This window comes from Mycobacterium adipatum, from assembly GCF_001644575.1.
Taxonomy (GTDB): Bacteria; Actinomycetota; Actinomycetes; order Mycobacteriales; family Mycobacteriaceae; genus Mycobacterium; species Mycobacterium adipatum.
The window spans coordinates 3058739-3080125 of the sequence record NZ_CP015596.1; the positions used below are offsets into that span (position 1 = coordinate 3058739).

16 protein-coding genes and 3 rRNA genes are annotated in these 21387 nt (G+C 65.0%); 16 read left to right on the forward strand and 3 right to left on the reverse strand.

Annotation, left to right across the window (positions count from 1 at the left end; translation table 11 throughout):
• The first annotated feature begins 9 nt into the window (after positions 1–9).
• The 10 genes from tyrS to recN all read left to right on the forward strand — a co-directional run bounded on the left by tyrS (position 10) and on the right by recN (position 12892).
• Positions 10–1302, forward strand: coding sequence for a tyrosine--tRNA ligase (gene tyrS / locus A7U43_RS14515; protein ID WP_067996419.1), 1293 nt, complete (start codon positions 10–12; stop codon positions 1300–1302).
• Between the two features lie 408 nt (positions 1303–1710).
• Positions 1711–3228 (forward strand): 16S ribosomal RNA (locus tag A7U43_RS14520).
• 437 nt (positions 3229–3665) lie between these two features.
• Positions 3666–6781: ribosomal RNA gene (locus A7U43_RS14525) — 23S ribosomal RNA — on the forward strand.
• Positions 6782–6961: 180 nt separating this feature from the next.
• A 5S ribosomal RNA gene (gene rrf, locus A7U43_RS14530) occupies positions 6962–7074 on the forward strand.
• Together the 16S, 23S and 5S rRNA genes form the textbook arrangement of a ribosomal RNA operon.
• Before the next feature lie 192 nt (positions 7075–7266).
• Positions 7267–8157: a tetratricopeptide repeat protein gene (locus tag A7U43_RS14535; RefSeq protein ID WP_082902141.1), complete on the forward strand. Its 891-nt coding sequence runs from the start codon at positions 7267–7269 to the stop codon at positions 8155–8157.
• 1 nt (position 8158) lies between these two features.
• Entirely contained in the window at positions 8159–9154 is a 996-nt protein-coding gene (locus A7U43_RS14540) for an HAD-IIA family hydrolase (protein ID WP_067996421.1), read from the forward strand.
• 26 nt (positions 9155–9180) lie between these two features.
• Positions 9181–9372 (forward strand): hypothetical protein, encoded by a 192-nt coding sequence (locus A7U43_RS14545; RefSeq protein WP_068002740.1) that lies wholly within the window; start codon positions 9181–9183, stop codon positions 9370–9372.
• Between the two features lie 18 nt (positions 9373–9390).
• Positions 9391–10197 (forward strand): TlyA family RNA methyltransferase, encoded by an 807-nt coding sequence (locus A7U43_RS14550; protein ID WP_067996424.1) that lies wholly within the window; start codon positions 9391–9393, stop codon positions 10195–10197.
• Positions 10194–11132 (forward strand): NAD kinase, encoded by a 939-nt coding sequence (locus tag A7U43_RS14555; RefSeq protein WP_067996428.1) that lies wholly within the window; start codon positions 10194–10196, stop codon positions 11130–11132. The genes A7U43_RS14550 and A7U43_RS14555 overlap by 4 nt, the downstream gene beginning before the upstream one ends.
• Positions 11132–12892 carry a DNA repair protein RecN gene (recN, locus tag A7U43_RS14560; RefSeq protein ID WP_067996432.1) on the forward strand — a complete coding sequence of 587 codons (1761 nt, stop codon included), beginning with the start codon at positions 11132–11134 and terminating at the stop codon, positions 12890–12892. Before A7U43_RS14555 ends, recN begins: the two co-directional genes overlap by 1 nt.
• On the opposite strand, the gene A7U43_RS14565 is transcribed toward recN, so the two are convergent.
• On the reverse strand, positions 12893–13789 hold the full coding sequence (locus tag A7U43_RS14565) for a pyridoxamine 5'-phosphate oxidase family protein (RefSeq protein WP_067996435.1): 897 nt from the start codon (positions 13787–13789) through the stop codon (positions 12893–12895).
• 9 nt (positions 13790–13798) lie between these two features.
• Positions 13799–14260, reverse strand: coding sequence for a VOC family protein (locus A7U43_RS14570; RefSeq protein ID WP_067996438.1), 462 nt, complete (start codon positions 14258–14260; stop codon positions 13799–13801).
• Between the two features lie 107 nt (positions 14261–14367).
• On the opposite strand from A7U43_RS14570, the gene A7U43_RS14575 reads away from it, so the two are divergent.
• The 6 genes from A7U43_RS14575 (at position 14368) to xerD (ending at position 20564) form a co-directional block, all read left to right on the forward strand.
• Positions 14368–14889, forward strand: a complete 522-nt coding sequence (locus tag A7U43_RS14575; RefSeq protein ID WP_067996441.1) for a CGNR zinc finger domain-containing protein — start codon at positions 14368–14370, stop codon at positions 14887–14889.
• Between the two features lie 100 nt (positions 14890–14989).
• Complete coding sequence (gene steA / locus A7U43_RS14580) at positions 14990–16174, forward strand: putative cytokinetic ring protein SteA (protein WP_067996444.1); 1185 nt, start codon at positions 14990–14992, stop codon at positions 16172–16174.
• Positions 16175–16206: 32 nt separating this feature from the next.
• The gene (locus A7U43_RS14585; protein WP_067996447.1) at positions 16207–17139 is read left to right on the forward strand and encodes a copper transporter; all 933 of its coding nucleotides are present in this window, start codon (positions 16207–16209) and stop codon (positions 17137–17139) included.
• Between the two features lie 120 nt (positions 17140–17259).
• The gene (locus A7U43_RS14590; protein WP_067996450.1) at positions 17260–19008 is read left to right on the forward strand and encodes a CTP synthase; all 1749 of its coding nucleotides are present in this window, start codon (positions 17260–17262) and stop codon (positions 19006–19008) included.
• Complete coding sequence (locus A7U43_RS14595) at positions 19001–19615, forward strand: NUDIX domain-containing protein (RefSeq protein ID WP_067996453.1); 615 nt, start codon at positions 19001–19003, stop codon at positions 19613–19615. The genes A7U43_RS14590 and A7U43_RS14595 overlap by 8 nt, the downstream gene beginning before the upstream one ends.
• 1 nt (position 19616) lies before the next feature.
• Positions 19617–20564, forward strand: coding sequence for a site-specific tyrosine recombinase XerD (gene xerD, locus A7U43_RS14600; RefSeq protein WP_067996456.1), 948 nt, complete (start codon positions 19617–19619; stop codon positions 20562–20564).
• Here the strand turns inward: xerD and A7U43_RS14605 are convergent.
• Complete coding sequence (locus A7U43_RS14605) at positions 20546–21304, reverse strand: O-methyltransferase (RefSeq protein WP_067996459.1); 759 nt, start codon at positions 21302–21304, stop codon at positions 20546–20548. The genes xerD and A7U43_RS14605 overlap by 19 nt on opposite strands.
• Between the last annotated feature and the right edge of the window lie 83 nt (positions 21305–21387).

A 21387-nucleotide genomic window follows, 5' to 3' on the forward strand; every position in this document is an offset into this window, starting at 1 on the left:
GATGGCGGGGTGAGTACGGGCATCCTTGATGAGCTGGAATGGCGCGGCCTGATCGCGCAGTCGACCGACCGGGACGCGTTGGCGGACGCGCTCGCCGACGGGCCGCTCACGGTCTACTCGGGTTTCGATCCCACTGCACCCAGCCTGCATGCCGGCCACCTGGTCCCGTTGCTCACATTGCGCCGATTTCAGCAGGCCGGCCACCGTCCGATCGTGTTGGCCGGGGGCGCCACCGGGCTGATCGGTGACCCGCGGGACAGCGGTGAGCGCGTCATGCAAACCACCGACACCGTGGCCGAATGGGCCGGGCGCATCCGCGGCCAGCTGGAGCGCTTTGTCGAGTTCGACGACTCACCTACCGGGGCGATCGTCGAGAACAACCTGTCCTGGACCGGCCCGTTGTCGGCGATCGAGTTCCTACGCGATGTCGGCAAGTACTTCTCGGTGAACGTCATGCTCGACCGTGACACGGTGCGCCGCCGACTGGAGGGTGAAGGCATCTCGTATACCGAGTTCAGCTACATGCTCCTGCAAGCCAACGACTACGTGCAGCTGCACGAACGGTATGGCTGCGGATTGCAGATCGGCGGATCCGACCAGTGGGGCAATATCGTGGCCGGCGTTCGACTGGTGCGCCAGAAGCGGGGTGCCGCGGTGCACGCCATGACCACGCCGCTGGTCACCGACTCCGAGGGCAAGAAGTTCGGCAAGTCGACCGGTGGCGGCAACATCTGGCTGGATCCGGAGCTGACCAGCCCGTATGCCTGGTATCAATACTTCTTCAACACCGCCGACGCCGATGTGGTCGGCTATCTGAAGTGGTTCACCTTCCTGACGGCGGACGACATCGCCGCGTTGGCCGAGGCCACCGAGACCCGGGCCCACGAACGTGCCGCGCAACGCACGCTGGCCAGAGAACTGACCACGCTGGTGCATGGACAGGCGGCCACCGACGCCGTCGAATTGGCCAGTCAGGCGCTGTTCGGCCGGGGTGAGCTCGCGCAACTCGACGAAGCGACGCTGGCCGGGGCGCTGCGCGAGGTGAGTAACGGACAGGTGGCCGAGCTGGAGCCCGGCAGCGCCGACGCGATCACCGATCTGTTGGTGTCCACCGGACTGTGCAAGAGCAAGGGGGAGGCGCGCCGCACGGTCGGTGAGGGTGGCGCCTACGTGAACAACGTCCGAATCGAAAGCGACGAGTGGATACCACAGGCGTCGGACTTTTTGCACGACCGATGGCTGGTGTTGCGACGTGGCAAGCGCAACATTGCCGGGGTGGTGCGAGTAGCGGCCGCCGGGTAGCGCCGGCGGGTGGCTGACCAGCGCAGATACCGAGCTGACCTGGCGATTTGACTCGCTGTTAGCCCTGCCGTAACTTATTGCGAGTCAGAGCGACACGGCCTCCGGGCCGGGAAGCGAAGACAAATCCGAGAGTGAAACCCATTAAGTTGGGGTTCCTCACTGCCCGCACGACCTACCGCGGCTTTTAAGCCGGGGATCGTTGCGCGGTCAGACCGGGCGTGTTGTTTGAGAACTCAATAGTGTGTTTGGTGGTTTTTGTTTGTTGTTTTATGCCATCTCGGTGGGGGACTCCCCGTCTTCCTGCCGCGTGGGATGGTTTGTTTTTTGATGCCAGTTTTGGTGTCTTTTGTTTGGATATCGGATTTTTCCGAATGTGAATTCACCTGACTTTTTGGGTTGGGTTGTTTTTGTTTGGAGAGTTTGATTCTGGCTCAGGACGAACGCTGGCGGCGTGCTTAACACATGCAAGTCGAACGGAAAGGCCCTTCGGGGTACTCGAGTGGCGAACGGGTGAGTAACACGTGGGTGATCTGCCCTGCACTTTGGGATAAGCCTGGGAAACTGGGTCTAATACCGAATATGACCATGCACTTCCTGGTGTGTGGTGGAAAGCTTTTGCGGTGTGGGATGGGCCCGCGGCCTATCAGCTTGTTGGTGGGGTAATGGCCTACCAAGGCGACGACGGGTAGCCGGCCTGAGAGGGTGACCGGCCACACTGGGACTGAGATACGGCCCAGACTCCTACGGGAGGCAGCAGTGGGGAATATTGCACAATGGGCGCAAGCCTGATGCAGCGACGCCGCGTGAGGGATGACGGCCTTCGGGTTGTAAACCTCTTTCAGCACAGACGAAGCGCAAGTGACGGTATGTGCAGAAGAAGGACCGGCCAACTACGTGCCAGCAGCCGCGGTAATACGTAGGGTCCGAGCGTTGTCCGGAATTACTGGGCGTAAAGAGCTCGTAGGTGGTTTGTCGCGTTGTTCGTGAAAACTCACAGCTTAACTGTGGGCGTGCGGGCGATACGGGCAGACTTGAGTACTGCAGGGGAGACTGGAATTCCTGGTGTAGCGGTGGAATGCGCAGATATCAGGAGGAACACCGGTGGCGAAGGCGGGTCTCTGGGCAGTAACTGACGCTGAGGAGCGAAAGCGTGGGGAGCGAACAGGATTAGATACCCTGGTAGTCCACGCCGTAAACGGTGGGTACTAGGTGTGGGTTTCCTTCCTTGGGATCCGTGCCGTAGCTAACGCATTAAGTACCCCGCCTGGGGAGTACGGCCGCAAGGCTAAAACTCAAAGAAATTGACGGGGGCCCGCACAAGCGGCGGAGCATGTGGATTAATTCGATGCAACGCGAAGAACCTTACCTGGGTTTGACATGCACAGGACGCCAGTAGAGATATTGGTTCCCTTGTGGCCTGTGTGCAGGTGGTGCATGGCTGTCGTCAGCTCGTGTCGTGAGATGTTGGGTTAAGTCCCGCAACGAGCGCAACCCTTGTCCTATGTTGCCAGCGGGTTATGCCGGGGACTCGTAGGAGACTGCCGGGGTCAACTCGGAGGAAGGTGGGGATGACGTCAAGTCATCATGCCCCTTATGTCCAGGGCTTCACACATGCTACAATGGCCGGTACAAAGGGCTGCGATGCCGTGAGGTGGAGCGAATCCTTTCAAAGCCGGTCTCAGTTCGGATCGGGGTCTGCAACTCGACCCCGTGAAGTCGGAGTCGCTAGTAATCGCAGATCAGCAACGCTGCGGTGAATACGTTCCCGGGCCTTGTACACACCGCCCGTCACGTCATGAAAGTCGGTAACACCCGAAGCCGGTGGCCTAACCCTTGTGGAGGGAGCCGTCGAAGGTGGGATCGGCGATTGGGACGAAGTCGTAACAAGGTAGCCGTACCGGAAGGTGCGGCTGGATCACCTCCTTTCTAAGGAGCACCACGAGACTTGACCGGCCCCGTAAATTGCGGGATCAGCCGATTGTCAAGCGATTCGTTGGATGGCCCTTTCACCTGTAGTGGGTGGGGGTCTGGTGCAACTCAACAAACTTATTTGGTGCTTTCCCGTGTGGGGGGCGCTGGCTGCCGGACACACTATTGGGCTTTGAGACAACAGGCCCTGCGGCGTCACTGCGTTGGTGGTGGTTGCCGGCCGCGAGGCTCGGAAGTGATTCTGGGTCGGACGGTGTTTGTTGTTGCTCCATCTTTGGTGGTGGGGTGTGGTGTTTGATTTGTGGATAGTGGTTGCGAGCATCTAGCACGCAAGAAGACTGGGGTCTTCGCTCTCTCTTTGTGGGGGTGTGGGGGTCTTGGTGTTGTTGTGTGTGTTTGATGTGCAATTTTTTTCTTTATTTGGTTTATCTGTGTTGTAAGTGTTTAAGGGCGCATGGTGGATGCCTTGGCATTGGGAGCCGATGAAGGACGTGGGAGGCTGCGATATGCCTCGGGGAGCTGCCAACCGAGCGTGGATCCGAGGATGTCCGAATGGGGAAACCCAGCACGAGTGATGTCGTGTTACCCAACGGTGAATATATAGCCGTTGGGGGGGAACGCGGGGAAGTGAAACATCTCAGTACCCGTAGGAAGAGAAAACAAAAGTGATTCCGTGAGTAGTGGCGAGCGAAAGCGGAGGATGGCTAAACCGTATGCATGTGATACCCGGCGGGGGTTGTGTGTGCGGGGTTGTGGGGCGTTTCTTCTCATCACCGCCGTGATGGGCAACAGTGATAAAAGTGTGTGTTAGCTGAACTGGTTTGGGATGACCGGCCGTAGCGGGTGAGAGCCCCGTAGGTGAAAACATATGCTCTGTTGTGGGACTGTCCCCGAGTAGCAGCGGGCCCGTGAAATCTGCTGTGAATCTGCCGGGACCACCCGGTAAGCCTGAATACTTCCCAATGACCGATAGCGGATTAGTACCGTGAGGGAATGGTGAAAAGTACCCCGGGAGGGGAGTGAAATAGTACCTGAAACCGTGTGCCTACAATCCGTCAGAGCCCTCGCTTGCGTGGGGTGATGGCGTGCCTTTTGAAGAATGAGCCTGCGAGTCAGGGACATGTCGCGAGGTTAACCCGTGTGGGGTAGCCGCAGCGAAAGCGAGTCTGAATAGGGCGTATCCGCACAAGAGTGTGTGGTGTAGTGGTGTGTTCTGGACCCGAAGCGGAGTGATCTACCCATGGCCAGGTTGAAGCAGCAGTAAGATGTTGTGGAGGACCGAACCCACTTAGGTTGAAGACTGAGGGGATGAGTTGTGGGTAGGGGTGAAAGGCCAATCAAACTCCGTGATAGCTGGTTCTCCCCGAAATGCATTTAGGTGCAGCGTTGCGTGTTTCTTACCGGAGGTAGAGCTACTGGATGGCCGATGGGCCTCACAAGGTTACTGACGTCAGCCAAACTCCGAATGCCGGTAAGTGAAAGCGTGGCAGTGAGACGGCGGGGGATAAGCTCCGTGCGTCGAGAGGGAAACAGCCCAGATCGCCGGCTAAGGCCCCTAAGCGTGTGCTAAGTGGAAAAGGATGTGCAGTCGCGAAGACAACCAGGAGGTTGGCTTAGAAGCAGCCACCCTTGAAAGAGTGCGTAATAGCTCACTGGTCAAGTGATTGTGCGCCGATAATGTAGCGGGGCTCAAGCACACCGCCGAAGCCGCGGCATCGACCTTGTGTCGATGGGTAGGGGAGCGTCCTGCATCCAGTGAAGCAGCGGAGTGATCCAGTTGTGGAGGGTGTGGGAGTGAGAATGCAGGCATGAGTAGCGATAAGGCAAGTGAGAACCTTGCCCGCCGAAAGACCAAGGGTTCCTGGGGCAGGCCAGTCCGCCCAGGGTGAGTCGGGACCTAAGGCGAGGCCGACAGGCGTAGTCGATGGACAACGGGTTGATATTCCCGTACCCGTGTGTGCGCGCCCATGATGAATCAGAGGTACTAACCACCCAAATGGTGGCCTATCCAATCCTTCGGGAGCGGAAAGTCGCCGGCTGCGTGGGACCTTCTCTGGTAGTAGTCAAGCGATGGGGTGACGCAGGAAGGTAGCCGTACCAGTCAGTGGTAATACTGGGGCAAGCCTGTAGGGAGAGATCTAGGTAAATCCGGGTCTCATAGATCCTGAGAGGTGATGCATAGCCGATTGAGGCGAATTCGGTGATCCTATGCTGCCGAGAAAAGCCTCTAGCGAGCTCACACACGGCCCGTACCCCAAACCAACACAGGTGGTCAGGTAGAGAATACTAAGGCGTACGAGTGAACTATGGTTAAGGAACTCGGCAAAATGCCCCCGTAACTTCGGGAGAAGGGGGACCTCCTACTGTCATGGCCCAAGCGGTCGGCAGCGGTGGGGGGTGGCACAAACCAGTGAGAAGCGACTGTTTACTAAAAACACAGGTCCGTGCGAAGTCGCAAGACGATGTATACGGACTGACGCCTGCCCGGTGCTGGAAGGTTAAGAGGACCCGTTAATCGTAAGGTGAAGCGGAGAATTTAAGCCCCAGTAAACGGCGGTGGTAACTATAACCATCCTAAGGTAGCGAAATTCCTTGTCGGGTAAGTTCCGACCTGCACGAATGGCGTAACGACTTCTCAACTGTCTCAACCATAGACTCGGCGAAATTGCACTACGAGTAAAGATGCTCGTTACGCGCGGCAGGACGAAAAGACCCCGGGACCTTCACTACAACTTGGTATTGGTGCTCGATACGGTTTGTGTAGGATAGGTGGGAGACTGTGAAGCATGCACGCCAGTGTGTGTGGAGTCATTGTTGAAATACCACTCTGATCGTATTGGGCCTCTAACTTCGAACCGTATATCCGGTTCAGGGACAGTGCCTGGTGGGTAGTTTAACTGGGGCGGTTGCCTCCTAAAATGTAACGGAGGCGCCCAAAGGTTCCCTCAACCTGGACGGCAATCAGGTGTTGAGTGTAAGTGCACAAGGGAGCTTGACTGCGAGACGTACATGTCGAGCAGGGACGAAAGTCGGGACTAGTGATCCGGCACCTCTGAGTGGAAGGGGTGTCGCTCAACGGATAAAAGGTACCCCGGGGATAACAGGCTGATCTTCCCCAAGAGTCCATATCGACGGGATGGTTTGGCACCTCGATGTCGGCTCGTCGCATCCTGGGGCTGGAGCAGGTCCCAAGGGTTGGGCTGTTCGCCCATTAAAGCGGCACGCGAGCTGGGTTTAGAACGTCGTGAGACAGTTCGGTCTCTATCCGCCGCGCGCGTCAGAAGCTTGAGGAAACCTGTCCCTAGTACGAGAGGACCGGGACGGACGAACCTCTGGTCCACCAGTTGTCCCACCAGGGGCACGGCTGGATAGCCACGTTCGGACAGGATAACCGCTGAAAGCATCTAAGCGGGAAACCTTCTCCAAGACCAGGCTTCTCACCCATTCAGTGGGATAAGGCCCCCCGCAGACCACGGGATCGATAGACCAGACCTGTACACCTAGCAATAGGTTTAGGGAACTGGCACTAACCGGCCGAAAACTTACACACACCCCACCCTGTGGGGTAGCAGACAAAACCGTGTAAGAAAAAAATTGACGCACAAACGCGCTTGCAACCACACATCCACACCATCGGACACGTATCAACCAGAAATGGTCGACACACTCCACCACCAAAACACACTCCCCCACACGCGTGTGGGGGCACCCAGAAAAGGGTGAATAAAGTTACGGCGGCCATAGCGGCAGGGAAACGCCCGGTCCCATCCCGAACCCGGAAGCTAAGCCTACCAGCGCCAATGATACTACCCAACAGGGTGGAAAAGTAGGACACCGCCGAACACACATTAAGACCCGAGCCCCCCAAACACACATTTGGGGGGCTCGGGCATTTGTGCGTCGACATTCTTTTATGGACCATTTCCAGTGCGCGAATTGAATGGGAATCGATGGTCATATTCAGTGCAACTGTCGTGATTCGCCGGCTCCCGGCTATCCTTTCGGCGAGACGGTTGATCAATCAGGAAGGCGACTGTGGCCGAGGACAGACAAGGCAACAGCGACGATCGGCGACCTCGCCGGGCCGCGGGCGACAATCCGCGCGCCGGGGGGAACAGCGGACAACGTTCGAGCGCCGACGGCGCACAGCGTCCCGGTAGCGGAGGTTACGCGCGCCGCGGTGGACGGGACCGGCCGAAGCCGCCGTGGTCTTCGAGCCCGGACGGTCCACGACGAGACTTTCGGGGCGGCAGTGAGAACATCACCACCGGCCCGCGCATCCCACCGGAGATCGAAGCCAAACAGCTCGCTCCCGATGTCCGCAGTGAACTGATCACCCTGGACAAGTCCACCGCCGACGTCGTGGCACGCCACCTGGTGGCGGCCGGAGAGCTCCTCGAAGAGGATCCCGCGGCCGCGCTGGAACACGCCCGTGCCGCGCGCGCCCGTTCGGGCCGGATCGCCGCCGTCCGCGAAGCCGTGGGCATCGCCGCGTACTACTGCGGTGACTGGGCACAGGCCCTCGCCGAGCTACGGGCCGCCCGCCGGATGGGCAGCAAGTCCGCGCTCCTTCCGTTGATCGCCGACTGCGAACGCGGTGTCGGACGCCCCGAACGAGCCGTCGAGTTGGCCCGCAGCGAAGAGGCCCTCCAGCTCACCGGCGACGATGCCGACGAGCTGCGCATCGTGGTGGCCGGCGCGCGATCCGATCTCGGACAGCACGAGCAGGCGCTGGCACTCCTCGCCCGCCCGCCGCTGGATGCGACTCGGCTCGGGACCACCAACGCCAGGCTGTTCTACGTCTACGCCGAGACACTGCTCGCGTTGGGCCGCACCGAAGACGCGGTGCAGGCCTTCCTCAACGCCGCCGCCGTCGACGTCGAAGGTGTGACCGACGCCGAAGAACGTCTCACCGAGCTGACCTGAGGTGGCCACCCTGGCACAGGAGCATGACTGCCTGCTCCTGGATCTCGACGGCACCGTCTTTCGTGGCCACGAACCGACGACCGGCGCGGTGCAGAGCCTGGCGGCGCTGGACGCCCGCGCCCTCTACGTCACCAACAACGCGTCCCGGTCGGCCGCCGAGGTCGCCGGGCACCTCCAGGAACTCGGTTTCGCCGCCACCGCCGACGATGTCGTCACCAGTGCCCAGAGCGCCGCGCGGCTGCTGGCCGGCCAATTGCCCGCCGGTGCCGCTGTGCTGATCGTCGGCACCGAATCGCTGGCCGCCGAAGTGGCGGCGGTGGGCCTCAAACCGGTCCGGACCTCCGAGGACAATCCCGCCGCGGTCGTGCAGGGCCATAATCCCGAGACGGCCTGGCCGATCCTGTCCGAGGCGGCGCTGGCCATCCGCTCCGGGGCCCTATGGGTCGCGGCCAATGTGGACCGCACCCTGCCCTCGGAACGTGGGCTGCTGCCCGGCAACGGATCGATGGTCGCCGCGTTGCGGACCGCCACCGATGCCGAACCTCAGGTGGCCGGCAAACCGGCCCCGACCCTGATGAACGATGCCCTGGCCCGTGGCGATTTCGCCAACCCGTTGGTGATCGGCGACCGTCTGGACACCGATATCGAAGGGGCGAACGCCGCGGGGCTCCCCAGCCTCATGGTGCTCACCGGGGTGAACGACGCCGCCGACATGGTGTACGCGGCGCCGGGCAGCCGTCCGGGCTACGTGGCCGAGGATCTGCGCGCGCTGCACACCGACGCCGAGACCTTGCGGATCGCCGCGCACCCGGCCTGGCACACCGAGATCGCCGGATCGAGGCTTGTCGTGCGGGCAACCGGGGTCGACGCCGGTGATCCGTTGAGCATCGTCCGGGCGACCGCGCATGCGGTGTGGGCGGCCGGTGCCGGTGTCACCGTTGCGGCAGGCGACGACACCGCGGCCGCCGCTCTGCAACGCTGGTCGTTGCCGAGCTGACCGCATCGGCTAGCGTGATCAGCGATATGAGTACCGACCCTGAGCAGATCCGCACCCAGATCGCGGCCCTGCTGGCAGACCTGCCGGATATCGAATCCGGCGGGCTTGAGGACGCCGAGATCGACGCCGTCGCAGCGCGCCTGGAAGAGGCGCACGATCTGCTGGTGCGCGCACTGGAGTCGGTGGAGGGCCGGGGCGACGCGATCCGGGGGCAGTGACTCGAAGATGACGACCCGATGACGCGACGAGCGCGGGTGGACGCCGAACTGGTGCGGCGCGGGCTGGCCCGGTCACGGCAGCAGGCCGCCGAACTGATCGGCGCCGGCCGGGTCCGCATCGATGGGATGCCGGCGGCCAAACCCGCCACCGCGGTCTCGATGGATGCCAAACTCACGGTCGCCGCCGACGAACGCACCTGGGTTTCGCGTGGGGCGCACAAACTGATCGGAGCGCTCGACGCTTTCGGGGTGCCGGTGCAAGGCCGCCGCTGCCTGGACGCGGGCGCATCGACCGGGGGTTTCACCGAGGTCCTGCTCGATCGTGGCGCTGCCGAGATCGTCGCCGCCGACGTCGGGTACGGACAACTCGCCTGGTCGCTGCGCTCCGACGAGCGGGTCCACGTACTGGAACGCACAAATGTCCGGACCCTCACCCCGGAGGCGATCGGCGGCCCGGTCGATCTGGTGGTCGCCGACCTGTCCTTCATCTCGCTGGCGACGGTGCTGCCCGCGCTGACCGCATGCTGTCGCCGGGACGCCGACATCGTCCCGATGGTGAAACCCCAGTTCGAGGTCGGCAAGGACCGGGTCGGCGCCGGTGGCGTGGTTTCGGACCCCGCCCTGCGCGCCGAGGCAGTGCTCGCCGTCGCCCGCCGGGCCGCCGAACTGCACTGGAACACCGTCGCCGTCACGGCCAGCCCGCTACCCGGTCCGTCCGGCAATGTGGAGTTCTTCCTGCGATTCCGGGCGGAAACCGATGAGCCGCTGGTCGGCGAGGACCTCGAACGTGCCGTTGCTCGTGCGATTGACGAAGGGCCGCAATGACTTCCCAGGGATCCAGCAAGCAGCGATCCGTCCTGTTGGTCGTCCACACCGGCCGCGCGGAGGCCACCGAGACCGCCCGGCGCGTCGAGAAGGTGCTCGGCGACCACGATATCGGGCTGCGGGTGTTGACGGCCGAGGCGGTCGACCGCGGCTCGCTGCATCTGGCGCCGGATGAGATGCGGGCGCTGGGCGTGGACATCGCGGTCGTCGACGCCGACGAACATGCCGCCGAGGGGTGCGAGCTGGTGCTCGCGCTCGGCGGGGACGGGACGTTTCTGCGTGCCGCCGAACTCGCCCGCAATGCCGAGATCCCGGTTCTGGGACTCAATCTCGGGCGTATCGGCTTCCTGGCCGAAGCCGAGGCCGATGCGCTCGACGACGTCCTGGATCATGTCATCGCCCGCGACTACCGCATCGAGAAGCGCATGACTCTCGACATCGTGGTGCGCGCCGGCGGGGCGGTGCTCGATCACGGCTGGGCGCTCAACGAGGCCAGCCTGGAGAAAGGTCCACGGCTCGGGGTGCTCGGTGTGGTGCTCGAGGTCGACGGCCGACCGGTGTCGTCCTTCGGCTGCGACGGTGTGCTCGTCTCGACACCCACCGGCTCGACGGCCTACGCGTTCTCGGCGGGCGGTCCGATCCTGTGGCCGGACCTGGAAGCGATCCTGGTGGTGCCCAACAACGCCCACGCGCTGTTCGCCCGGCCGATGGTCACCAGCCCGGATGCGTCCATCGCGATCGAGATCGAGGCCGGCGGCAACGACGCGGTGGCCTTCTGCGACGGCCGACGCAAGATGGCCGTGCCGGCCGGGGCGCGCCTGGAAGTGACCCGCTGCGAGACATCACTGAAGTGGGTGCGCCTGGACAGTGCGCCGTTCACCGACCGGCTGGTGCGCAAGTTCCGGCTGCCCGTCACCGGATGGCGCGGCCAATAGTGCTCTCCGAGATACGCATCGAGTCCCTGGGGGCCATCAGCTCGGCAACGGCCGAGTTCGATCGTGGCCTGACCGTCCTGACCGGTGAGACCGGTGCCGGAAAGACGATGGTGGTGACAGGTCTGCATCTCCTCGGCGGTGCGCGCGCCGAGGCCAGCAAGGTGCGCACCGGCGCCGATCGGGCTGTGGTGGAAGGTCGTTTCGTCACCACCGATCTCGGTGACGATGTCACCGGGCGCATCGACGAGATTCTGGACTCGTCCGGTGCCGAGCGCGATGACGACGACAGTGTCATCGCGGCGCGGTCGGTGAGCCGGGACGGCCCGTCGCGCGCCTACCTCGGCGGCCGCAGTGTGCCGGCCAAGTCGCTGAGCGGATTCACCAACGAGCTGCTGGCTCTGCACGGGCAGAACGATCAGCTGCGGTTGATGCGCCCGGACGAGCAGCGCGCCGCCCTGGACCGCTATGCCGATGTCAGCGCGCCGCTGCGCAAATACCGGACCTTGCGCGCGGAGTGGCTCGCGGCCCGCCGCGATCTCATCGACCGCACCCAGCGCGCGCGGGAACTCGCGTTGGAGGCGGACCGGCTGACCTTCGGGCTCAACGAGATCGATGGGGTCGACCCGGCACCGGGTGAGGACGATGCCCTGGTCGCCGATATCCGTCGGCTCTCCGAACTGGACGCGTTGCGGGAGGCCGCAGCGGTGGCGCGGGCCGCGCTGGCGGGACTGCCCGAGGACGTCGGCACCGACGAAGGGTCCGCGGCGACCAACGTCGCGTCGGCCAGGGCCGCCCTGCAGGGCACCGATGACAACGCGTTGCAGGTGTTGGGGGAGCGGTTGGCCGAGGCGGTCGCCGTCATCACCGACGTGGCAGCCGAACTCGGCGCCTTCCTGTCCGAACTGCCCAGCGATGCAAGCACGTTGGAGGCAAAGCTGGCCCGGCAAGGTGAGCTGCGCGGGTTGACCCGCAAGTACGGCGCCGACATCGACGCCGTGTTGGCCTGGGCGAGGGAATCCCGCGAGCGGCTCGCACAGCTCGATGTCTCCGAAGAGGCACTGACAGGTCTGCAGCAGCGCGTCGACGAGTTGCAGGCCCGGGTGGTGGCCGCGGCCGCCGATCTCACCAAGGCACGCACCAAGGGCGCCAAGGGGTTGTCCAAGGCGGTCACCGCCGAGCTGTCCGGGCTGGCGATGGCGGGGGCCGATTTCGGTATCACCGTGACGCCGCTGGTGGCCCGTGCCGATGATTCTGCGCCGATCACGCTGGCCGGCGGAGTGTCCGCACACGCCGGACATCACGGGGTCGACGCGGTCGAGTTCGGGTTCGCCGCGCACCGCGGCACCGAACTGCTGCCGTTGGCCAAGAGTGCGTCCGGCGGTGAGCTGTCCCGCGTGATGCTCGCACTGGAAGTCGTGCTGGTGGCCTCGCGCGCCGATTCCATGGGCACCACGATGGTGTTCGACGAGGTCGACGCCGGTGTCGGCGGACGAGCGGCGGTGCAGATCGGTCGTCGGCTGGCCCGACTGGCGCGTACCCACCAGGTCATCGTCGTCACGCATCTGCCGCAGGTGGCCGCGTATGCCGACACCCATCTGGTGGTCGAGAGCGGCCCGAAGTCCAGTCGTGTCGTGCGCCTGCAGGACGAGGACAGAGTGGCCGAACTGGCCCGGATGTTGGCGGGGCTCGGCGACACCGACAGCGGCCGGGCGCATGCGCGCGAGCTGTGGGAGTCCGCCCAGCGCGACCGCACCGACTAGTCAGTCCGGGTTGGCCGGGGACAGTTCGGCCTCACTCCAGCGCAGCGGGCTCACACCGGACAGTTCGACGAGCTCTTCGATGGTGAACGCGACCGAGCACTGGGCGTGCGTGCTGCGTTCCCAGAGGATCTCGGCGCTGCCGGTGAGCTGCAGGGTGATACCGGTATCCCAGTCCGGGATCAGCAGCCCGGCCCGAGGGTTGACGCTGATATTTCCCAGCGTCATGAACATCGAGTTGCCCCGGTAATCGGGCCAGCGCAGTCTGTTCGGCGAAAGCACTTGCAAGAAACCCGGATTGCCGCCGCGGTGGGAGGCATCGGCGTTGCCCGCGGCGTCGGTGGACCCGATGAAGAACGTGTCGGCGGCCGAGACGATCCGCGTCATCCGCGCATCCAGCGACGGCGCATGGCGCACCGCACGCGCACCGGAGGAACCCGCGGCCCCCGTGACATGCCTGCGGGAAATGTACTTCGGGCAATTCGAGTAGACCTGGTCGGGCCGGATCAGCAGGCCTGCACCGGTCGGGGTGGCGACGCCGTTGACCCGCATGCGGCGCCGCGTCTGCGGCTGGATGGCGATCATGCCGACATGCCGGGGTTGCGCGGTCACCACCTCGCGCAGCGGGTCGCCGGTGACCGGCAGCGCGTCGATGACGATCTGCTCGGCATCCTCGGAGTCGGTGGCCACGTGCATGAAGCCGGGCGGACCGGTCACCAGACTGGCCCAGACGTGTCCGGAGTCATCGGCACCGGACAGCACGACCATCGGCTGGCCGGCCAGGAAATCTGCTGCGGCGTCCGGGATCTCGGCTCGGACCATGCGGCTCAGGCGCGCGGCGAGGTCGCTCTGGCCCAGCTGCCGCTGCACGGCCAGCTCACCCGGGTGGTAGACGGTCACGGCGCGCCCTCAGAAGAATCCGCAGGTCGGGCTCTCGCCGTTGGGCGCGGGCGCGGCCTCCGCGCCACTGGGCGCGTAGACCTCCAGTCGGATGCCGTCCGGGTCGGTGAAGAAGATGCCACCCGAGGATGTGCCCTCGCCGTGGGCCACCACACCGTCGTGGGCGAACCGCACTCCGAGTTCGTCGAGTACCGACTGAACCGCCCGCACCTGCTCGATGGTGTCGACCCGGAACGCCAGGTGATGCAGACCGGGTGTCCGGCCGGAGAACTCGCCATCGCTCTGCTGCCACAACGTCAGGCGCAGGTCGCCGTCGACGCCGAGGAAGGCGAACCGGCGGTCGCCCGTGTCGCTGATCCCGAGCTGCTCGAAACCGAGCGCGCTCCGATAGAAGTCGACCGAGCGGGTGAGGTCGGTGACATTGAGCCCGACATGGCCGGGTGCGAGCTGCGGGGCGGTGGGTGTACTCATTCTCAACCTCCATATAACCGATGAAATACAATTCAGAGGTTAGAACTGTGCGCCGTCGGTGTCAACCATCTAAGGCGGTTTCAGTGGTTAGCAGGTTACGCTTGGGTATGCGTGATCCGCGCCCACACCTCGGGGAACCGCTTGCGTTGGATCTGTTGAACACCGTGTGGATGTCCCCGGGCGGACTACGAGACCTGCTGACCGATGTGGCCGGCCTGCGGTGCTGGCTGGTGACCAACGGCCTCGATGAACGCTGCCCGGCCGACGAGAAAACGCGCGTCGCGCTGGTGCGGACCCGCGATGCCGTGCTGCGCGCGGTGTCCGCCGGTGAGATCGACGAGCTGAACGCGGTGCTCGAACACGGGCGGGTTCGTCGCACCCTGGCCGTTACCGGGCCGCACGACGAGGCGGATGTGGCGCATCCCGAGTGGCTACCCGGTTGGCTGGCGGCCAACGATCTGCTGCGACTGCTGGGAATGGCGCCGGATCGGATCAAGCAGTGCGCGCACGAGCATTGCGTGCTGTGGTTCTACGACACGTCCAAGAACGGCACCCGGCGCTGGCATTCGATGACCGCGTGCGGCAATCGGGCCAAGGCGGCCCGGCACTACGCCGCGAAGCGGGATTGAGATCGTGTTGGTGTTGCAGATGTGACAAAAGAAAACTTGTGAGGCTGGTGTTACGGCGCGCCTCCACCTCAACTTGAGGGTTGGCGGCCAGAATCGCCGCATGAAGATGTCAGCGTTGCTATCGCGTAATGCCAGCTCAAAGCCGGGCGTAATCGGTACCGCCCGCGTTGACCGGGACATCGATCGACTGCTCCGCCGCATCGGGCCCGGCGATATCGTCGTCCTCGATGCTCAGGACCTCGACCGCATCACCGCCGACGCCCTGGTGGAGGCCGAGGTGGCCGGCGTCGTCAACGCCTCGCCGTCCATCTCCGGGCGCTACCCCAACCTCGGCCCGGAGGTTCTGGTCGCCAACGGCATCGTCCTCATCGATGAGGCCGGCCCCGAGATCTTCAAGAAGATCAAGGACGGCGCTCGCATCCGGCTCAACAACGGAGGCGTCTATGCCGGCGACCGCCGCATCGGTCTGGGCACCGAACGCACCGATCTGGAGATCCACGAGCTCATGGTGGAAGCCAAGAGCGGGCTCGTCGCGCACCTGGAGGCCTTCGCCGGCAACACCATCGAGTTCATCCGCAGCGAGAGCCCGCTGCTCATCGACGGCATGGGGATCCCCGATATCGACGTCGACATGGACCGCAGGCACGTCGTGGTGGTGGCCGAAGGGCCGGCCGCGGCCGACGACCTGAAGGCGCTCAAGCCGTTCATCAAGGAGTATCAGCCCGTGCTGGTCGGTGTGGGCGCCGGAGCCGATCTGCTGCGTAAGGCCGGCTATCGGCCGGCGCTCATCGTCGGTGATCCCAGCACCATCAGCACCGACGCACTGCGCTGCGGCGCGCAGGTCGTGCTGCCCGCCGACGCCGACGGTCACGCCCCGGGCCTGGAACGCATCCAGGATCTCGGGGTGGGCGCGATGACCTTCCCGGCCGCGGGATCGGCCGCCGACCTGGCCCTGCTGCTGTGCCATCACCACGGCGCATCACTGATCGTCACCGCGGGCCACAGTGCCACCATCGAAGAGTTCTTCGACCGCTCGCGTCAGCAGAGCAATCCCTCGACGTTCCTGACCAGGCTCAAGGTCGGCGAGAAGCTCGTCGACGCCAAGGCCGTCGCCACGCTCTACCGCAGCCGGGTTTCGGCAGGGGCAATCGCCCTGCTGGTACTGGCGATGTTGGTCGCGGTGATCGTCGCGCTCTGGGTGACCCGGGTCGACGCGACCGTGATCGACTGGGTCGTCGAGTACTGGAACCGCTTCCTGCTCTGGGCGCAGGGCTTGGTCTCCTAGCTTCCTGCTCAACGTCTCGGAGAGGCTCTGACATGATTTCGCTGCGTACGCATGCTATTTCGCTGGCGGCGGTGTTCCTGGCGTTGGCCGTCGGCGTGGTACTGGGCTCCGGGTTGTTCTCCGACACGGTGTTGTCCGGGCTACGCAGCGACAAGGCCGATTTGCGTACCGAGATCAACACACTGACCGACGAGAAGAATGAGCTCAACGAGAGGCTCAGCGCAGCAGGGGAATTCGACGGCGCCATGGCGCCGAAGATCTTGCGCGACACCCTGCGGGACAAGGCGGTGGTCATCTTCCGGACCCCCGACGCCGCCGATGACGATGTGGATGCCGTGCTGCGGCTGGTCGGCCTGGGTGGCGCCACCAGCACCGCCACGATCTCCCTGACGCCGCAATTTGTGGAAGCCAATTCATCGGAAAAGCTGCTGTCGGTGGTGAATTCGCCCATTGTGCCGGTGGGTCGACAGCTCAGTACCGCATCGTTGGATCAGGGATCTGCAGCCGGCGACCTGCTCGGCATCGCGCTGCTGCGCGGCAAGGAACCGGCGGTCCCCGACGATCAACGCGAGATTGTGCTGAGCACCCTTCGCGATACCGGGTTCATCTCCTACGATGCGCCACCCGTCGGCGCCGCGGACACCGCCGTGATCATCACCGGTGGCTCGCTCGGCGACGATGCCGGCAACCGGGGCGCCACGGTGGCCCGGTTCGCCGCAGGGTTGGCGCCACACGGTGGCGGCATCGTGCTCGCCGGGCGGGACGGATCGGCCACCGGTACCGCGGCCGTCGCGGTGACACGTGCCGATGCCGCGCTGTCCGGCGCGGTGAGCACCGTCGACGATGTGGATGTCGAGTCCGGCCGGATCACCACCGCGCTGGCGCTCGGTGATCTGCTGGGCGGCGGGCAGCCCGGGCGCTACGGCATCGGGCAGGGTGCGACCTCCGTCACCGTCCCGCAGTAGATCGCCGCGAACCGGCGCGTCAGGCGCGGCTTGTCGGCGCTGGTGTTAAGGTGAGATTCCGTGGGTCGTAGGCCCTGAGTCGGTGAAATCCGACTCGCCCCATCGCCACGGAGGTTGCACTTGCCCGGTCAAGCGAAGTTACGCAAGCACCCGCAGACCGCGACCAAACACCTCTTCGTCAGCGGTGGTGTCGCGTCCTCACTCGGTAAAGGCCTGACGGCCAGTAGCCTCGGTCAGCTGCTCACCGCGCGCGGATTGCAGGTGACGATGCAGAAGCTCGACCCTTATCTCAACGTCGATCCCGGCACCATGAACCCGTTCCAGCACGGTGAGGTCTTCGTCACCGAGGACGGAGCGGAGACCGACCTCGACGTCGGCCACTACGAGCGCTTCCTGGATCGCGATCTGTCCGGATCGGCCAACGTGACCACCGGCCAGGTGTACTCCTCGGTGATCGCCAAGGAGCGCCGCGGGGAGTACCTCGGCGACACGGTGCAGGTGATCCCGCACATCACCGACGAGATCAAGCGCCGCATCCTGGCGATGGCCGAACCGGACGCCCAGGGCAACCGCCCCGATGTGGTGATCACCGAGATCGGCGGCACCGTCGGCGATATCGAGTCGCTCCCGTTCCTGGAGGCGGCCCGACAGGTCCGCCACGAGGTGGGCCGCGACAACGTGTTCTTTCTGCACGTCTCGCTGGTGCCCTACCTTGCGCCCTCCGGTGAACTCAAGACCAAACCCACCCAGCACTCGGTGGCCGCGCTGCGCAGCATCGGTATCGCGCCCGACGCCCTGATCCTGCGGTGCGACCGCGACGTGCCGGAGGGGCTGAAGAACAAGATTGCGCTGATGTGCGATGTCGACATCGACGGTGTCATCTCCACCCCGGACGCGCCCTCGATCTACGACATTCCCAAGGTGCTGCACCGCGAAGAACTCGACGCCTACGTGGTGCGCAAGCTCAACCTGCCGTTCCGCGACGTCGACTGGACGCAGTGGAACGACCTGCTCCAGCGGGTGCACGAGCCGCAGGAGACGGTGCGAATCGCGTTGGTGGGCAAGTACATCGACCTTTCCGATGCCTACCTGTCGGTCGCCGAGGCGCTGCGCGCCGGCGGGTTCGCCCATCACGCCAAGGTCGACATCCGCTGGATCGCCTCCGACGACTGCGAGACCGACGCCGGTGCGGTGGCCGCGCTGGAGGACGTGCACGGCGTGCTGATCCCGGGTGGCTTCGGTATCCGCGGGATCGAAGGCAAGCTCGGCGCCATCCGGTATGCCCGCAAGCGCGGGGTGCCGGTGCTCGGGTTGTGTCTGGGACTGCAGTGCATCGTCATCGAGGCGGCCCGCTCGGTGGGGCTGACCGAGGCCAGCTCCGCGGAATTCGACCCGGACACCCCCGACCCGGTGATCGCCACCATGGCCGATCAGCGCGATGCCGTCGCCGGGGATGCCGACCTGGGCGGCACCATGCGCCTGGGCGCCTACCCGGCGGTGCTCGAACCGGGATCCATTGTGGCCAAGGCCTACGGGGCCACCGAGGTGTCCGAACGGCATCGGCACCGCTACGAGGTCAACAACGCCTACCGGGACCGCATCGCCGAGAGCGGACTCAAGTTCTCCGGCACCTCGCCGGACGGACACCTCGTCGAGTTCGTCGAATACAGCGCCGACGTACATCCGTTCCTGGTGGGTACGCAGGCTCATCCCGAACTCAAGAGCCGCCCGACCCGTCCGCATCCGCTGTTCGCCGCCTTCATCGGTGCGGCGCTGGACTACAAGGCCGGCGAGTTGCTGCCGTTGGAGCAGCTGCCGCGTTCCAACGGGGCCGAGATCGAGGAAGCCGAACCGGCCCGCCGTGGCTGAACACGACTTCGTCACCCGCTCCGGCCGCACCGTCTACGCGGGAAAGATCCTCGCGCTGCGCGTCGATGACGTGCAGATGCCCGGCGGCGTGGTGGCGCGCCGGGAAGTGGTCGAGCATTTCGGTGCGGTGGCGGTCGTGGCACTCGACGAGCGAGACCGGGTGGCGATGGTGTACCAATACCGGCACCCGGTGGGGCGCCGGCTCTGGGAGCTGCCCGCCGGTCTGCTCGATGTCGATGGGGAGGAGCCGGTCCTGACCGCCGCCCGCGAACTGCACGAAGAGGCCGGGCTGGCCGCCGAAAACTGGTCGGTGCTGGTCGATATCGTGTCGTCGCCCGGATTCAGCGATGAGAGCATCCGGGTCTTCCTGGCCACCGGGCTGTCCGAGATCGGGCGGCCGGAGGCCGAACACGAGGAAGCCGACCTGACGCTGGACTGGCTGCCCCTCGGCGATGCCGTGCAGCGGGTGCTGGCCGGCGAGATCGTCAATTCGATTGCGGTGGCCGGTATTTTGGCCACTCATGCGGTGGCCGACCGGGCGACACTGCGGCCGGTGGACAGCCCGTGGACGGATCGCCCGTGGGCTTTCGCGGCTCGGCAGGACTGACATGGCGACCGCGACGGGTGTGCTCGACGAGCAGATTCAGGGCTACCTGGATCATCTGGCCATCGAGCGCGGCGTCGCGGCGAACACCCTGAGCTCGTATCGGCGCGACCTGCGTCGCTACGCCGAACACCTCACCGGACGCGGGATCGTCGACCTGCGCGCGGTCGGCGAGACTGATGTCAGCGACTTCCTGGTGGAGCTACGCAAGGGTGACCCGGACAACGGCACTGCCGCGTTGTCGGCGGTCTCGGCGGCCCGCACGCTGGTCGCGGTGCGTGGCCTGCACCGCTTCCTGACCGCCGAGGGTGTGGTCGAGGTCGACGTGGCCCGCGCGGTCAAACCCCCCACCCCGACCCGGCGGCTACCCAAGAGCCTCACCCTCGACGAGGTGGTCTCGCTGCTGGAGGCCGCCGGCGGCGATCGCGAATCCGACGGCCCGCTGACCTTGCGTAACCGCGCGCTGCTGGAAGTGCTGTACTCCACCGGCGCCCGGATCTCCGAGGCGGTCGGACTGGACATCGACGACGTCGACACGCAGTCACGCTCGGTGCTGCTGCGCGGAAAGGGTGGAAAGCAGCGGCTGGTGCCCATCGGCAGGCCGGCGGTCAGTGCACTGGAGAACTACCTGGTGCGCGGCCGGCCCGAGCTGGCGCGCCGGGGCAAGGGGGTGCCCGGCATCTTCCTCAACGCCCGCGGCGGGCGGTTGTCCCGGCAGAGTGCCTGGCAGGTGCTCCAGGATGCAGCCGCTACGGCGGGGATCGCGTCGGATGTGTCACCGCACACCATGCGCCACTCGTTCGCCACCCATCTGCTCGAGGGCGGTGCCGACGTGCGCGTCGTGCAGGAACTGCTGGGCCACGCGTCGGTCACCACCACGCAGATCTACACCCTGGTCACCGTCAGCGCGCTGCGCGAGGTGTGGGCCGGGGCTCATCCGCGGGCGCGCTGATCGCCGAGGTAGTCGGACTCGAGCACCAGATCGGTCAGCAGCGTCTGATACTCGGCGTGCGTCTTGTGCTCCACGGTCCGCCACCGGGTGCCCTCATGCTCGGACATGTAGGCGCGGTAGCGCGGGGCGCCGGGAATCCCGACGTTGTCGGCGACGACCACCGCACCCCGGCGCAGCCAGCCCCGGTCCAGGATGGCCTGCAGATCCGGCAGGTAGGCGTCCTTGTCGTGATCGATGAACAGGAAATCCAGCTGACCAGGGGAGAACCCCAGCGCGTCCAGTGTGGCACCGCCGTCGCCGATGGTGCCCACCACGCAGTGCACCCGGTCCGCGACGCCGGCGTGCGCCCAGATCCGACGGGCCACCCCGGCGTTGGCCGCCGACAGTTCGACGGAGAACACCTGCGCCTGCGGGGCGGCCCGGGCGATACGCAACGCCCCGTAGCCGCAGTAGGTGCCCAGTTCGAGTGCGGTAGCGGGGCAGGCCCGCCGCACGGCGGCGTCGAGCAGCAGCCCCTTTTCATCGCCCACGTTGATCAGATAGGAGTGCTCGTAGGCGAAGCGGTCGATGGTGGTGATCACATCGTCGATATCGCCGGGGCGGGCCTGGGCCTCCACGAAGTCCGCAGCCGCCGCCTCCCGCCCGTCGCCGATCTGCCCGGTGCTGGTTATGTTGCGCGCACCCCACGCGAGGCGCAGGAAGGACCAGCGCAGGAATGGCAACCGTTTGGTCAGCCCCATACCTGCGAGATTAGCCAGCGGGTCTGCGGTGCCGGGCGGTTATCCGCAGCTAGACTCTGCTGCGATGTTCGCCATGGATGAGG